The organism is Flavobacterium odoriferum (assembly GCF_025499515.1).
In the GTDB taxonomy this organism is placed as follows: domain Bacteria; phylum Bacteroidota; class Bacteroidia; order Flavobacteriales; family Flavobacteriaceae; genus Flavobacterium; species Flavobacterium odoriferum.
The window spans coordinates 60704-74109 of sequence record NZ_JAMKFA010000005.1; the positions used below are offsets into that span (position 1 = coordinate 60704).

The following is a 13406-nucleotide window of genomic DNA, read 5'->3' on the forward strand; positions in this document are numbered from 1 at the left end:
AAAAAAGCCCAAAACACTCGTTTTAAAGAAAATAACAGATAAATAGTCGATTTTTTTTGAATTTTCGTAGTGCTTTACTATCTTCACACCTTTAATAGTAACCTTAAGCATTTATACAATGTCAGAAGCACAACACGATAACCTGCAAAACGCAGACGGACAAGAACCAGTTGAACAACAAATTGAACAACAAGATGGTGTTACAATTATTAGTCAATCAGTTTTAGAAGAAATCGATAACTCGAATGCAGAAGAAAACGAAGATGATTCGGTAAAAGAAAAGCACGAAATTCCAATGCTGGATTACGATGCCTTATCGATGGAAGAATTAACAGACGAACTTGAGAGATTGGTTACCAACGAAAAAGTAATGGCTATAAAAGACCATGCTGAAGGAATCAGAAAAGCTTTTTCAGACAAATACCATCATTTTATAGATGAAAAAAGAGAGGAATTCAATGCACAAAACAACGAAGAAGGTGTTGATTTTGAGTACCATTTTCCTTTAAAAAATAAATTTGATACGATTTTTAACGCGTACAAAGCCAATAAAGCCAAACATTTTAAACAATTACAAAACAATTTAGAACACAACTTTGCGGTTCGTGAAGCGTTGATTGAAGAGTTAAAACAACTTATCGATTCTGGTGATTCTAACATTGGTGACATGTTTAAAAAAGCGAATGACATTCGTGAGCGTTGGAAAAATGCAGGAGCCATTCCAAGAGATAAATACAACATCTTGTGGAACAACTACCATTTTCACACTGAACGTTTTTATGATGTAATTCATTTAGATAAAGAAGCGCGAGATATAGATTTGAAAAATAATTTAGAGCAAAAGCAACACATTATTGCTAAAGCGAAGGAATTGTTAAACGAAGAAGATGTTATGAAAGCCTTCCGAGAATTGCAATTGCTACACCGCGTTTGGAAAGAAGAAATTGGTCCAGTTGACAGAGAACACAGAGAAATAATTTGGAACGAATTCAGTGAAATTACCAAACAAATGCATGATAAACGTGAAGCTTTATATGCCGTTGCAAGAGGTAAAGAAACAGAAAATTTAGCCGTTAAAAACGAAATTATTGCTCAAATTGAAGCGTTGGGAACTGAAAAAATCGATTCGCATAGTGGATGGCAAGCACAAATTAAAAAGTTAGAAGCTTTGCGTGAAGACTTTTTCAAAGCAGGAAAAGTGCCAGCGGAAGTTACTGAAGATACTTGGTCAAAATTTAAAAATGCGGTTAGAGCATTCAATGTTCACAAAAACGTATTTTACAAAGATATTAAGCACGAGCAACACGAAAACCTGACTAAAAAATTAGCTTTAGTTGAACAAGCAAAATCTTTACAAGAAAGTATAGATTTCAATACTGCTACACCAATCATGAAGAAAATTCAAGACGATTGGAAGAAAATTGGTCATGTGCCTCGTAAATATTCAGACAGTATTTGGAAAGACTTTAAAGATGCTTGTAACGCTTATTTTGACAGAATGCACGAAGCCAGAAACGCTGAAAGTAGCGAAGAAGTAGAAGCATTTGAAAAGAAAAAAGCCTTTTTAGAAGAATTGAAAGATTTTACTCTTTCGGGAGAACACAAAGCCGATTTAGATGCGATAAAAGAACACATTGCTACTTGGAAAACCTTAGGAAAAGTGCCTTTTAACAGAAGACACATTGAAGGAAAATTCAATAAGATTTTAGATGCCTTGTTTGAAAAACTAAGCATGTCTAAAAAAGACACCGAAATGATGCGTTTTAGCAACCGTTTAGAGCAAATGAGCGACAACGACGACAAACGTGCTTTAGAACAAGAGCAATTCTTTATTAGAAAGAAAATCGACGAAGTACAAAGCGAAATTTTCCAATTAGAAAACAACATTCAGTTTATTAGCAGTAGCTCAAAAGGTGAAAATCCTTTTATTAAAGAAGTTCAGAAAAACATTGAACGCCACAAAGACGACTTGAAATTGTGGAAAGAAAAGCTACAGCAAATTAAAAATATGTAAGATAGAATCCCGAGTGAGAGCTCGGGATTTTTTTTGTTCTTATTTTAAAATGTACAGAAAATCTGTAATTGAGTTTGTGGGAATTTGGGTATTTTTGTAGAGAAGCTTGAATTATTTAAACAAGACGGTAGTTACTTTGATTGAAAAAGGAAAAAATGAATGAAACTAATTTAGAGAATAAAGCATATAATTTTGTTCAAAAAGTAAAAATTTTTGAAGATCCTAAAAAAACAAATGATAATCAAAATTGGAAAGGGTCTTCGTCTCATTTAGGTGTGATTGATTTATCGGATAAAATTGTAGATAATGATATTATAGTACGAGAATACATGTCTGATTTATCAGATTATAAAATTTACATTATTAGAGACTCTATCAGATATGGATTTATTGAAAGTGATTATTATGAGCTTTATAAATTTGTATATGAACTTTCTGAGTGGAACAATATCCAACAAAATGTTTCAATAGAATATTTGAAAGAAAAAATAATATCTTGGATTGTCGATGTTCATATAAATAATGTTTCAAGAATTAATCTATTCATATATTTAGATGAAAAACTAAAGAAAGACATAAATAAATATAGATTTTGTTTCCCAATTTTAAATATTGATATTGAGAAAGATTTTAATATTGGTGATTCAAAAATAATGTATTTTTCAAAGGAATACTTCGATGAATTTTATAAATTTCAATTAAGCAAAATTCAATCATCAGAAGAATATTCTGAAGAAATTTTTAATAAATTATATAGAAAATATCAAGGTCAGGTTTTCGTTGCAATTGATGTTTTTGCTGAATCAAAAAAAGCAGAAATTATTGCATATGAAAATGCTTGCTTTATTGTTGATGTTTTAAAGATATGTGGGCCTACAATTCAATTCCCAAATGAAGTGTGTTATCTAGAGCTTGAAAGTAGAATGCCATTTAGTTACAACTATTTAAGATTCAAAAATGATAATCATTTTGATTTTTCAATAACAACAAAAGTAAATCGTCAACAAATGCTCCCATTTGATTCAAAATTAGTAAACTCCTATAAAGTTTTTTTTGATGAATTTGGTAGGCTAATCAATTCAAAGTATAATTCTGAAATGGAAAAAATAGTCAAAAACTCACTTATTTTTTTTTCAAAATGCATATCAGAAACAGATTTACATTTAAGGATTTCACAATTAATAATGATTTTGGAAAGTATATTTTTACTTGATGAAGAAAAATACAAAATGGAGAATAAAGCTAAAAGAAGATTCATTGATTTTAGATTCAATTCAAATACAAAAGAAAAAAATGACTTTAGTGAAATCTTAACAGAAATGTATCAAGTAAGACATAAAATGACACATAAATCAATAAGAATATATATTGATTACAAAAAATTAAGAATTTTTCAAATTGAAATGATTAATTTATTTTATAGCTTATTGAAACAATGTAATATGTTTAATAGTAAAGAATTATTAATAACATATTTAGATGAAAAAGCAAACCCCAGCTAGCAAAAGTATCACGCTCATTAACACAAAAAATATTAAATAAAATATCGTCCCTACAGGACTTCCTAATCGTTGTGTTTATTTTTTACCCATATTACGTACCTATATCTCGTTCCTACGGAACTAAAAAAGTAATTACAACCGTTTGAAATGCCGTTAGGCATGAAATATGAGTAACTTAAAGTAATATAGCTGGTAAAAATCCCGTAGGGATGGCATAAAAGAGATGCTTAACAGCATGACAAACTGGGTAGAAAATTAAAAATAAATTATATGATACATTTACTTTGGACCTTACTTAATGCTTCATTAATAATCTCCTTTTTTTATTTAATCTTTGGATTCATTATTAAAGGAAAGAAAATTTTTAATCCACGAATTAAAGTGGTTTCGATACTTTTAATGGTTTTAGGAATCACTCAGATTATTTCAGCATCAAAAACGCCGAAAAACAGCAACCGAATTACAATAACAACTGATTATAAAAAAACGAACAACTCGAGGATTAAAAAAGTGTTACTTGAAGATAATTTAGTTTTTGACATCAACCTTTACGTCAAATATTCAGTTGACAAAAACGAATATATTCCAATAGAAAGCTATAGTTTTCTGACGGGTCTAATTAGTGGTTATAATTGGGAATTCAAATCTATTGAAACTCAAGTTTACAAAACAAATGAAAAAGCAACTTTTACAGCTGATGGAGTTTTGAAATGGAATCTTTTCGGTATAAATATATATAGCGAATACAAAACATTTAGTGGAATAATCGAATAAAAGAATACTTCGTTACCTCAGCATGACAAACTAAACGTAAAAATATTTTTCACTATTTCGTACAAAAGCTCTAATTTTAGCATAAACTATTAAAAAATGATATACTTTCTTTTCTTCTTTATATCCATTTCAATGTTTTCCCAAAAACGTGAAATAACTTATAATTTACATTTTAATAACTCTGAAAAAAGCTCATTGATTACTATTAAAGAAGAAAATAAAATGCTTTTTTTGGAATATAAATTAATTGATAGTATTTCTTCTGATTTAAATAAAGATAAAAAATACAATAGAATATTACGTAAAATTGAAAAACTATCATTTAAAGCAGAAAATTTAAAACTAATAGAAAATCATCTTTACCAATTAAATATTATTAAAGAAAAATATATTTTTTACAAATCAGATAGTATTTTGGTGCCAATTTCAGAAAATGAAATCTTTTATAACGATTTCAATAATCTATTCAACACTCATGTCGATATCTTAAAAAATAAAAAGAAAACACGAATTGTATTAGATAGTCAAAGAAGTATACAAACAATATTAAAATCTAATGATGATATTAAAATTATTCCCATGATGTCGCCTGACGAGAAAAGTCATCCATTACTAATTTCATTCTTAAAAAACTCACTTAATTTATATAGAGAGCAGAAACAAAATAATTTTCTCAGTAAAGAATACATTTATAATTATTGATATGTATTTTTGATTTCAACTAATTATAATATCACACAAAAACACTAACTTTAGTTACCAACCATTGTAAAAATGAACCGCTCGCAAGAAATAAAAAAACAGTTTCCGTATTTTCAAGATGCACTTGTAGCAGAATTAGTTACACACGCTATTGAAAAACATTTTGAAAAAGAAACCGAGTTGCTTCGTGAAGGGCAATATATCAAAGTGATTCCGTTAGTAATTAGTGGATTAATCAAGGTTTTTACTCGTTTTGAAGACAAAGAACTCCTACTCTATTACATCAAACCTAATGAAAGTTGTGTAATGTCGTTTTCGGCAGGTATTAATGAAGCACCCAGCAAAATTTTTGCAATCACAGAAGAAGACAGTCACGTTTTGCTTATTCCGGTTGAAAAATTATCCAAATGGATGAAAGATTTCCCCGATTTCAATTCACTTTTTTACATGCAATACAATATGCGCTATGCTGATTTATTGAGTACTATTAACTCGTTGCTGTTTGAAAAATTAGATAAGCGCGTGTATGATTACTTAAAAGAAAAAGTGGCGATTTCGCAGAAAAATCCTTTAAAAATTTCGCATCGACAAATTGCCAACGAATTAGGAACCGCAAGAGAAGTCATCAGTCGCATCATGAAAAAGCTTGAAACTGAAGGCAAAGTCAAACAATTTGCTACTACCATAGAAATTTTTTAAACTTTTATTCCTCGTGGTGACTATAGTCACTGCACAGCTATTTTACACTATCTATCTTTGCTTCATATTAATCAGTAAAATTATTTATTATGAAAAAAAATATGGGAAGTGCAGATAGAATCATCCGCGTTTTGATTGCTGCCGTGTTAGCGTTTTTATATTTCAATGGAACAATTTCTGGCACATTAGGAATTGTTGCTGTAGTTGCTGCAGTTGTGTTTGTTGCAACAAGTTTAATCAGTTTTTGCCCTCTTTACCCTTTACTTGGCATAAATACTTGCTCTACAAAAAAGTAATTTTTGGAATAAATAAATCCCGAGTTTAGGCTCGGGATTTATTATTTATTTTAAAACTCATATTCGCGTTCTACTTTTGCAATTCTTACTTTGTAATTTTTATACCAAGTGGTTTTACCTTTTTCTTGTGCTTCTACATGTTCCATATTAGCTTTCCAGTTTTTTATGGCTTCCAAGCTTTCCCAATACGAAACGGTAATTCCAATTTCGCTTCTTGCGCTTTCCATGCCTATATATCCAGGTTGGGCTTTAGCTAATTCCACCATTTTAATTGCCATTTCGGCATAACTTGCTTCTACTTCGGTTCGGGTAGAGGTAAAAATTACTGCGTAGTACATGTGAATTATGAATTGTTAATTATCAATTGTCAATTAAAGCTTCTTCGCTTCTTCCCAAAAAACATCCATTTCTGCCAGTGTCATATCCATTAAAGGTTTGCCTAATTCGGTGGCTTTGCTTTCTAAATATTGGAAACGTTTGATAAATTTTTTATTGGTGCGTTCTAAGGCGTCTTCTGGGTTTACTTTTAAGAATCTTGCATAATTTATCATGGAGAACAAAACATCGCCAAATTCGGCTTCTATTTTATCTTGGTTGCCAGCTTGTACCTCAACTTGGAGTTCGTTTAGCTCTTCTTGCACTTTGTCCCACACTTGTTGCGGTTCTTCCCAATCAAATCCAACGCCTTTAACCTTATCTTGAATGCGACTCGCTTTTACTAATGCTGGTAAACTTTTAGGCACACCTTCTAAAACCGATTTTTTGCCTTCTTTCAGTTTTAATTTTTCCCAATTTTGCTTTACCTCTTCTTCGTCAGCCACTACCACATCGCCATAAATATGCGGATGACGATCGATTAGTTTATCACAAATGGAATTCGCTACATCGCCAATATCAAAGGCATTGGTTTCGCTACCAATTTTTGCATAAAATACAATGTGCAACAATACATCGCCCAACTCTTTCTTGATTTCCTGCAAATCGTTGTCTAAAATGGCATCGCCTAATTCATAGGTTTCTTCAATCGTTAAATGACGTAAACTTTCTAGTGTTTGCTTTTTATCCCATGGACATTTTTCGCGTAAATCGTCCATAATGTCTAAAAGTCGATTGAAAGCTTGTAGTTGGTGTTGGCGTGTGTTCATGATTTTGTTTTTTGTTTCAAGTTTCAAGTTTGAAATTGTTCTTGAAATTGATTTTTGCACTTGTTTATGTAAAAATAAAAAATCCCACGTGGAAAACGCAGGATTTTAAAATATAGTTTTCAACTACTTATTCAGCAGCTGGAGTTTCTTCTTCTTTTACTTCTTTAGATAACGCTTCTAATGAAACGAAACCTTTAGGTTGTAACAAATTGTACCAGTTTAAGATTTTTTTGATATCAGACGTATATACTCTGTCTTCGTCAAATTCTGGTAAAATTTCTCTGAAGTAGGCTTTTAATTTCGCATCGTCTTCTTTGTGAGACATTGCCATACCGTCGTTTTCTTTCGTAGCGATTGCTTTGAAAACTTCTGCTAAACGCACTTCTTCTGAATACGTGTACACAGCAATTTCTGACAACAAACTTACGTTAGCTCTCATTCCAACAGTTATTTTTTTTCCGTCTAATAAAGACTCGGCTACAAATCCTGTACGTGTTTGAATTTTTAATTCATATAAACCTGGTTTCCCAGAAATAGCTAATATTTTTTGAATGCTCATGTTTCTTACTTATTAAGGTTGGCAAATATATTATTTTAAAGTAAAAAGTGAAAAGTAAAAAGTAAAAAGTTTAGTTAAAATAGCTATTTACTTTTGACTATTAACTAATCACTGATTAACGTCCTTTTTTGTTTACGTACTTCATTTTATAATCAGGTCTTGCTTTACCATCCATAATGTTTTGCAATTTCTTCCCAATTAGCTTCTTTTTCAACATCGATAAGTGATCGGTAAATAAAATTCCTTCGATGTGATCGTACTCATGTTGGATAACGCGCGCGATTAAACCATCATATACTTCAGTCTTCTTATTGAAATCTTCGTCCATGTATTCAATCGTAATCGTATCATGACGAAAAACATCTTCACGCACATCTGGAATACTCAAACAACCTTCGTTGAATCCCCAAATATCACCTTCTTCTTTTATGATTTTTGCATTAATAAAAGTTTTTTTGAACTCTTTCATTAAAGCCGCTTCTTCTTTTGAAACGTCGTCACTATCGCTAAAAGGTTCTGTATCTACAATAAACAAACGAATTGGCAACCCAACTTGTGGAGCAGCCAAACCAACGCCGTGCGCATGATACATGGTGTCATACATATTAGCAATCGTTTCTTTAAGATTCGGATATTCTGGTGTAATGTCCTCACAAACTTTGCGTAGAACCGGTTCTCCGTATCCGTATATTGGTAAAATCATGGTAATCGTATTAATTTTAAAAATGCAAAAGTACTATTTTTTATAACGTAAATAATCTTGAAGTATAATTGTTGCGGCAATTTCGTCTACCAATGCTTTATTTTGGCGTTGTTTTTTATTTAAGCCACTATCAATCATGGTTTGAAATGCCATTTTAGAAGTAAAACGTTCATCTACTCTATTCACAGGCATTTCAGGAAAAGCTTCTTGAAATTTTACCACAAACGCATTGATAATTTCAGCACTTTGAGATGGTGTTCCGTCCATTTGCTTAGGTTCACCAACGATAACGCACGCTACTTTTTCTTTAGAAAAATAATCTTTTAAAAAAGCAATTGTAGTTTCGGATTGAATTGTGGTTAGCCCAAAAGCTATCATCTGCATTTCATCAGTAACGGCAATGCCAGTTCGTTTTATTCCGTAATCTATTGCTAAAATTCGCATTTATTGACTAATTTTTAGCAAATATAAGTTCAATTTACTTAATAATTTCAAACTCAGCTAAAGTTGCCATTCTGGCTTTGTTTAATTTTAAAGTTTTCCCATCAAAATTATAATTATCTGCCATTTCTAAAACTTTAGCTAATTCTTGTTCGGTAATCATATCTTCACAAGCCATCATGGTTGAGGCCACTTTTGAAAATTCAATACGACTAACCTCTTCCTTTAATTTATAACTTCCCATCATATTATTACAACCTGCAAAAGCTGAGAATCTTCCATCGGTGTTGAATGTAATTCCGTGTTCCCTTTTGGCATCTTTACTTCTCTGAACACTCTTACCATTTAATTTTACCAAACGCCATTTTGAATTTTTCAATTCTACTTTAGCAACTTCTTTAGTTTTTGTTTCTTCTTTTTCAACTGGAGCAATTGGTTCCGATATTTCAATTCTCGATAATTGGTATTTTGAAGCTAAATCACCTTCAATGCGTTTTCCATCAACATCTAAATGAAACAATGCATTTTCACCTACAAAATATTGATTTGGTGCAGCTGAACCCGAAAGCGTAATGGTATTTCCAGCTTCATTCCATGTAAATTTTCCGGTTTCTTTGAACACTTTACTCGATTTTCCTTTATAAACGGTTTCCTTAATATACGAATCTTCAGTTAATGAAATCGTAGTTTCGATAGATTCGCAATCGGCACAAGGAAGATTCCCTCGATAGTTTCCTTGATAATCTAAACTATTTTTAGCGTTATGTTCATCAACCTGAACTACTGAAGAATCAATTGGTGTTCCTTCTGTTTCTTTTTCAATTTCCTTTTTACAAGAAGTAAAACCAATAGCTATTATTCCTAAAATTAGAAGACTTTTTTTCATGTTGTTTTTTTTTTTGTGATTAATGTAAATTTACGACTTATTTCTTATATCAAAAAGAATTCCAAAATTCATAAAATGTTATCTTTGCATCACAAATTTTTACAATCATGACCAATTTACAAGCTACAATAGAACAAGCATGGGAAAATCGTGCATTATTACAAGAAGAAACTACGCAAAAAGCCATTAGAGAAGTTATCGAATTATTAGATAGCGGAAAACTTCGTGTTGCTGAACCAGTTGAAAATGGTTGGCAAGTAAACGAATGGGTTAAAAAAGCAGTGGTAATGTACTTCCCTATTCAAAAAATGGAAACTTGGGAATCGGGTATTTTTGAATATCACGATAAAATGTTGTTGAAACGCAATTATGCAGAAAAAGGAATTCGTGTAGTTCCAAATGCTGTGGCTAGATATGGTGCTTATATTTCTTCGGGAGTAATTTTAATGCCAAGTTATGTAAACATTGGTGCTTATGTAGATGAAGGCACGATGGTGGATACTTGGGCAACCGTAGGAAGTTGTGCTCAAATTGGAAAACATGTTCACCTTTCAGGTGGTGTTGGAATTGGCGGTGTTTTAGAACCTTTACAAGCCGCTCCAGTAATTATTGAAGATGGTGCATTCATTGGTTCAAGATGTATTGTGGTAGAAGGTGTTCACGTAGGAAAAGAAGCGGTTTTAGGTGCAAATGTATGTTTGACTGGTTCTACTAAAATTATTGATGTTACAGGTGATGAGCCTATCGAATATAAAGGAGTTGTTCCAGCTCGTTCGGTTGTAATTCCTGGAAGTTATACGAAGAAATTCCCTGCTGGAGATTATCAAGTGCCTTGTGCAATTATCATTGGACAAAGAAAACCTTCAACCGATTTGAAGACTTCTTTAAATGATGCTTTGAGAGAATATAACGTAGCGGTGTAATCAAAATAAAATATAAAGTTGAATTCCAATTCATGACAAAATTGTTGTGAATTGGAATTTTTATTTCCTTTCAAAAGTAAATTAAAGGTAAATAAATTGTAAATTTTATTTGAATAGTTAAATTTGCTGAAAATTACCTTTTTATGTCAAACTATTTTAGCAGTGTAAAACTATTTTTCAAGCGTTTTTTTGTGGTTCTTTTTATTTACCAAATCTGTCGTTTGTTATTTTACTTTTTCAATCGAAATGCCTTTGAAAACATTTCTGCTAAAGGTTTTTTAGGTGGTATTCATTTTGATTTATCGGCAATAGCGTACATCAACTTAGTTTTTGCACTTTTGCACTTTATTCCAGGTAATTTTAAATACAAACCCAACTATCAAAAGTATTTGAAAATTGGTTTCTTCATTGTGAATTTCATCTTCATTTTAACCAATTTTGTTGATTTCGAATATTACAAATTCACCGGCAGAAGAAGTACTTTTGGCATGATTACCGCAAGCGGAATGGAAAATGAAATTGGCGGATTAATCTTTTCGTTTTTAATTGAATTTTGGTATTTGCCAATTCTTGCTTTGGTTTTAGGAATTTTATTTTGGAAAGTAATTCCGAATTTAAAATCAGCAAGCGAACAAAGTGCAAACTGGTCACAAATTGCGAAACAATCCGGAATATTTATTCTTTTAATGGGATTTGTTTTCTTGTTAGGTCGTGGTGGCTTTCAGAAAAAACCGTTGCGAATTGTAGATGCAGTAAATTATGGTTCTATAAATCAATCCGCAATTGTGTTGAATACACCGTTTTGCATTATTAAAACTATTGGTAAAAAAGAAACGTTAGAATCTCCAAAATACTTTTCGGAAACGGAATTAAACCAAATTTTCAACCCAATCACTGAAATCTCTTCAACCGAAAATCCGAACAAAAAAAATGTGGTGATTATTATTTTAGAAAGTTTCGGACGAGAAAATATTCAGCGTGGACAAACACCTTTTTTAGATGGTTTGATTGAAAAATCGTTATTCTTTGAAAACGGTTTTGCTAATGGAAAACTTTCGATTGATGCAGTTCCTTCAACGCTTTCGAGTATTCCTAGTTTGATGAATAATTCGTTAATTACGTCAAGTTATTCGATTAATGAAGTGTATGGTTTACCAAAAATATTAAAAGATAACGGCTATCAAACTGCGTTTTTTCACGGAGCTTTTAACGGAAGTCAGAATTTTGACCAATATTGTAAAGTAGCCGGTTTTGATAATTATTTTGGCAAGAATGAATATGTAGGTCCAGAAGCCTTTGATGGAAGATGGGGCATTTTTGACGAAGAATTTATGCAATATTTTTCAGGTAAAATGACCGAATTCAAACAACCATTTTTCAGTACGATTTTTACGATTTCATCGCATAATCCATACATAATTCCAGAAAAATACAAAGGAAAATTCCCAAAAGGAACTACTAAAATTCATGAAAGTATTGCGTATGCTGACAATGCTTTGAAACGTTTTTTTGAAACGGCTTCTAAGGAAGATTGGTATAAAAACACACTATTCGTAATTACTTCTGATCACACTTCATCTGAACCAACTGAGAAAAAATTTAAAACTAATGTTGGAAAATTTAGAGTGCCAATATTATTTTTTGATCCTTCAAATCCTTCTATCGTTGGGAAAAATCAGAAGAATTTACAACAAATTGACATCATGCCTTCGATAATTGATTATTTGAATATTGATAGTAAAATGATTACCTATGGAAAATCGTATCAATCTGAAAAAGATTTTGTGGTGTATTATTTAGATAACATTTACCATTATGTTTCGGGCGATTATTACTTGGCTTTCGACGGAAAAAAATCGTTGGGATTATTTAATTTCAAGAAAGATGAATTGCTAAAAACCAATTTAATCAAAACCGAAAAAGCAAAAGCAACCGAAATGGAAACGTTTATAAAAGCGTATATTCAATCGTTCAACGAACGAATGATTGGAAATAAATTAACGCTTCAATAATTTTTCTTGACGTTGTAATTTCAGTAATTTGGCGTATTTCATGTGCGAGAAAAATCCTTGGATTAAGGCTATTGTGATGCCGTCAATTCCGTTAAAAATTCCTTTTTTGAAGAAATAACATCTGATAAAAGCGGTTAAACCATTAATCACGGGTTTCATTGCTCCTACTCTTTTTCCTTGATCAAAAAGTTGTTGTGCGTGCCAAGTAGAATATTGGTTTTTCTTTGCAATAATTTGCTCAAAAGATTCCCAGCCATAGTGTAAAATATGAACGGCTACTTTTTTCTCGTTAGTTGTTTCTATTTTTTGATGCACTTTAGCTGGCGAAGGTTGTGCCGTTTTCTTATTGAAGAAACGCACTTTATGATCGGGATACCAACCTGAAAAATCAATCAATTCATCGGCTAAAAAGTTTTTAACTCGAAACGAAAAAGCATCATAATCTCCTTCTAAATACTTTCCTTTTAAGATAAATTCTTTAGCATCTTTATCTAAAAATTCGTCTGCATCTAAATTTAAAACCCAATCGTTTTTGCAAAATGGCAATCCATGCGTGCGTTGTGGTCCATCGCCAAGAAACTTTTGAGAAATAACTTTTGCTCCTTTTTCTTCGGCAATTTTTACTGTATTATCAGCACTTAACGAATCAACAATGATTACTTCATCGCATACTTCAAACAAAGCATCGATGCATTTTCCAATATTTTTTTCTTCATTATAAGTAATGACTAAACCGCTAATTGCCATAAA

The 13406-nt window shown here is 31.4% G+C and carries 15 protein-coding genes; 8 read left to right on the plus strand and 7 right to left on the minus strand.

Annotated elements, in window-relative coordinates; genetic code table 11:
• Nucleotides 1-118: 118 nt before the first annotated feature.
• The 6 genes from M9Q43_RS04770 to M9Q43_RS04795 all read left to right on the plus strand — a co-directional run bounded on the left by M9Q43_RS04770 (nucleotide 119) and on the right by M9Q43_RS04795 (nucleotide 5987).
• Entirely contained in the window at nucleotides 119-2014 is a 1896-nt protein-coding gene (locus M9Q43_RS04770) for a DUF349 domain-containing protein (RefSeq protein WP_262317830.1), read from the plus strand.
• Between the two features lie 155 nt (nucleotides 2015-2169).
• A complete protein-coding gene (locus tag M9Q43_RS04775; RefSeq protein WP_262317831.1) occupies nucleotides 2170-3516 on the plus strand; it encodes a HEPN domain-containing protein in 1347 nt (448 codons plus the stop codon).
• A 270-nt stretch (nucleotides 3517-3786) separates the two neighbouring features.
• Nucleotides 3787-4290 (plus strand): hypothetical protein, encoded by a 504-nt coding sequence (locus tag M9Q43_RS04780; protein WP_262317832.1) that lies wholly within the window; start codon nucleotides 3787-3789, stop codon nucleotides 4288-4290.
• 96 nt (nucleotides 4291-4386) lie between these two features.
• On the plus strand, nucleotides 4387-4992 hold the full coding sequence (locus M9Q43_RS04785) for a hypothetical protein (protein WP_262317833.1): 606 nt from the start codon (nucleotides 4387-4389) through the stop codon (nucleotides 4990-4992).
• Between the two features lie 72 nt (nucleotides 4993-5064).
• Nucleotides 5065-5691, plus strand: a complete 627-nt coding sequence (locus M9Q43_RS04790) for a Crp/Fnr family transcriptional regulator (RefSeq protein WP_262317834.1) — start codon at nucleotides 5065-5067, stop codon at nucleotides 5689-5691.
• Nucleotides 5692-5780: 89 nt separating this feature from the next.
• Nucleotides 5781-5987 carry a YgaP family membrane protein gene (locus M9Q43_RS04795; protein WP_262317835.1) on the plus strand — a complete coding sequence of 69 codons (207 nt, stop codon included), beginning with the start codon at nucleotides 5781-5783 and terminating at the stop codon, nucleotides 5985-5987.
• Between the two features lie 50 nt (nucleotides 5988-6037).
• On the opposite strand, the gene M9Q43_RS04800 is transcribed toward M9Q43_RS04795, so the two are convergent.
• The 6 genes from M9Q43_RS04800 to M9Q43_RS04825 all read right to left on the minus strand — a co-directional run bounded on the left by M9Q43_RS04800 (nucleotide 6038) and on the right by M9Q43_RS04825 (nucleotide 9721).
• Nucleotides 6038-6325 carry an antibiotic biosynthesis monooxygenase family protein gene (locus tag M9Q43_RS04800; protein WP_262317836.1) on the minus strand — a complete coding sequence of 96 codons (288 nt, stop codon included), beginning with the start codon at nucleotides 6323-6325 and terminating at the stop codon, nucleotides 6038-6040.
• Between the two features lie 33 nt (nucleotides 6326-6358).
• Nucleotides 6359-7132, minus strand: a complete 774-nt coding sequence (gene mazG / locus M9Q43_RS04805) for a nucleoside triphosphate pyrophosphohydrolase (RefSeq protein ID WP_262317837.1) — start codon at nucleotides 7130-7132, stop codon at nucleotides 6359-6361.
• Nucleotides 7133-7259: 127 nt separating this feature from the next.
• The gene (locus tag M9Q43_RS04810) at nucleotides 7260-7691 is read right to left on the minus strand and encodes a DUF5606 family protein (protein ID WP_262317838.1); all 432 of its coding nucleotides are present in this window, start codon (nucleotides 7689-7691) and stop codon (nucleotides 7260-7262) included.
• A gap of 115 nt (nucleotides 7692-7806) precedes the next feature.
• On the minus strand, nucleotides 7807-8394 hold the full coding sequence (gene def / locus M9Q43_RS04815) for a peptide deformylase (protein WP_262317839.1): 588 nt from the start codon (nucleotides 8392-8394) through the stop codon (nucleotides 7807-7809).
• A 33-nt stretch (nucleotides 8395-8427) separates the two neighbouring features.
• Nucleotides 8428-8838 (minus strand): Holliday junction resolvase RuvX, encoded by a 411-nt coding sequence (ruvX, locus tag M9Q43_RS04820; RefSeq protein WP_262317840.1) that lies wholly within the window; start codon nucleotides 8836-8838, stop codon nucleotides 8428-8430.
• 34 nt (nucleotides 8839-8872) lie between these two features.
• A complete protein-coding gene (locus tag M9Q43_RS04825; protein ID WP_262317841.1) occupies nucleotides 8873-9721 on the minus strand; it encodes an META domain-containing protein in 849 nt (282 codons plus the stop codon).
• 107 nt (nucleotides 9722-9828) lie between these two features.
• Here M9Q43_RS04825 and M9Q43_RS04830 point away from each other — a divergent pair, with 107 nt between their 5' ends.
• Together M9Q43_RS04830 and M9Q43_RS04835 are read left to right on the plus strand one after the other, a co-directional pair.
• On the plus strand, nucleotides 9829-10644 hold the full coding sequence (locus M9Q43_RS04830) for a 2,3,4,5-tetrahydropyridine-2,6-dicarboxylate N-succinyltransferase (RefSeq protein ID WP_133609979.1): 816 nt from the start codon (nucleotides 9829-9831) through the stop codon (nucleotides 10642-10644).
• Between the two features lie 143 nt (nucleotides 10645-10787).
• The gene (locus tag M9Q43_RS04835) at nucleotides 10788-12656 is read left to right on the plus strand and encodes an LTA synthase family protein (protein WP_262317842.1); all 1869 of its coding nucleotides are present in this window, start codon (nucleotides 10788-10790) and stop codon (nucleotides 12654-12656) included.
• On the opposite strand, the gene M9Q43_RS04840 is transcribed toward M9Q43_RS04835, so the two are convergent.
• The gene (locus M9Q43_RS04840) at nucleotides 12642-13403 is read right to left on the minus strand and encodes a glycosyltransferase family 2 protein (protein WP_262317843.1); all 762 of its coding nucleotides are present in this window, start codon (nucleotides 13401-13403) and stop codon (nucleotides 12642-12644) included. The two genes, M9Q43_RS04835 and M9Q43_RS04840, sit on opposite strands and share 15 nt — an antisense overlap.
• Between the last annotated feature and the right edge of the window lie 3 nt (nucleotides 13404-13406).

Bases quoted from the DNA above. Each gene is read 5' to 3' on its own strand.
- M9Q43_RS04830 (WP_133609979.1), top strand. From the start codon at position 9,829: ATGACCAATTTACAAGCTACAATAGAACAAGCATGGGAAAATCGTGCA.
- M9Q43_RS04825 (WP_262317841.1), bottom strand. From the start codon at position 9,721: ATGAAAAAAAGTCTTCTAATTTTAGGAATAATAGCTATTGGTTTTACT.
- def (WP_262317839.1), bottom strand. From the start codon at position 8,394: ATGATTTTACCAATATACGGATACGGAGAACCGGTTCTACGCAAAGTT.
- ruvX (WP_262317840.1), bottom strand. From the start codon at position 8,838: ATGCGAATTTTAGCAATAGATTACGGAATAAAACGAACTGGCATTGCC.
- M9Q43_RS04790 (WP_262317834.1), top strand. From the start codon at position 5,065: ATGAACCGCTCGCAAGAAATAAAAAAACAGTTTCCGTATTTTCAAGAT.
- M9Q43_RS04780 (WP_262317832.1), top strand. From the start codon at position 3,787: ATGATACATTTACTTTGGACCTTACTTAATGCTTCATTAATAATCTCC.
- M9Q43_RS04800 (WP_262317836.1), bottom strand. From the start codon at position 6,325: ATGTACTACGCAGTAATTTTTACCTCTACCCGAACCGAAGTAGAAGCA.
- M9Q43_RS04795 (WP_262317835.1), top strand. From the start codon at position 5,781: ATGAAAAAAAATATGGGAAGTGCAGATAGAATCATCCGCGTTTTGATT.
- M9Q43_RS04810 (WP_262317838.1), bottom strand. From the start codon at position 7,691: ATGAGCATTCAAAAAATATTAGCTATTTCTGGGAAACCAGGTTTATAT.
- M9Q43_RS04835 (WP_262317842.1), top strand. From the start codon at position 10,788: ATGTCAAACTATTTTAGCAGTGTAAAACTATTTTTCAAGCGTTTTTTT.
- M9Q43_RS04785 (WP_262317833.1), top strand. From the start codon at position 4,387: ATGATATACTTTCTTTTCTTCTTTATATCCATTTCAATGTTTTCCCAA.
- M9Q43_RS04840 (WP_262317843.1), bottom strand. From the start codon at position 13,403: ATGGCAATTAGCGGTTTAGTCATTACTTATAATGAAGAAAAAAATATT.
- M9Q43_RS04775 (WP_262317831.1), top strand. From the start codon at position 2,170: ATGAATGAAACTAATTTAGAGAATAAAGCATATAATTTTGTTCAAAAA.
- mazG (WP_262317837.1), bottom strand. From the start codon at position 7,132: ATGAACACACGCCAACACCAACTACAAGCTTTCAATCGACTTTTAGAC.
- M9Q43_RS04770 (WP_262317830.1), top strand. From the start codon at position 119: ATGTCAGAAGCACAACACGATAACCTGCAAAACGCAGACGGACAAGAA.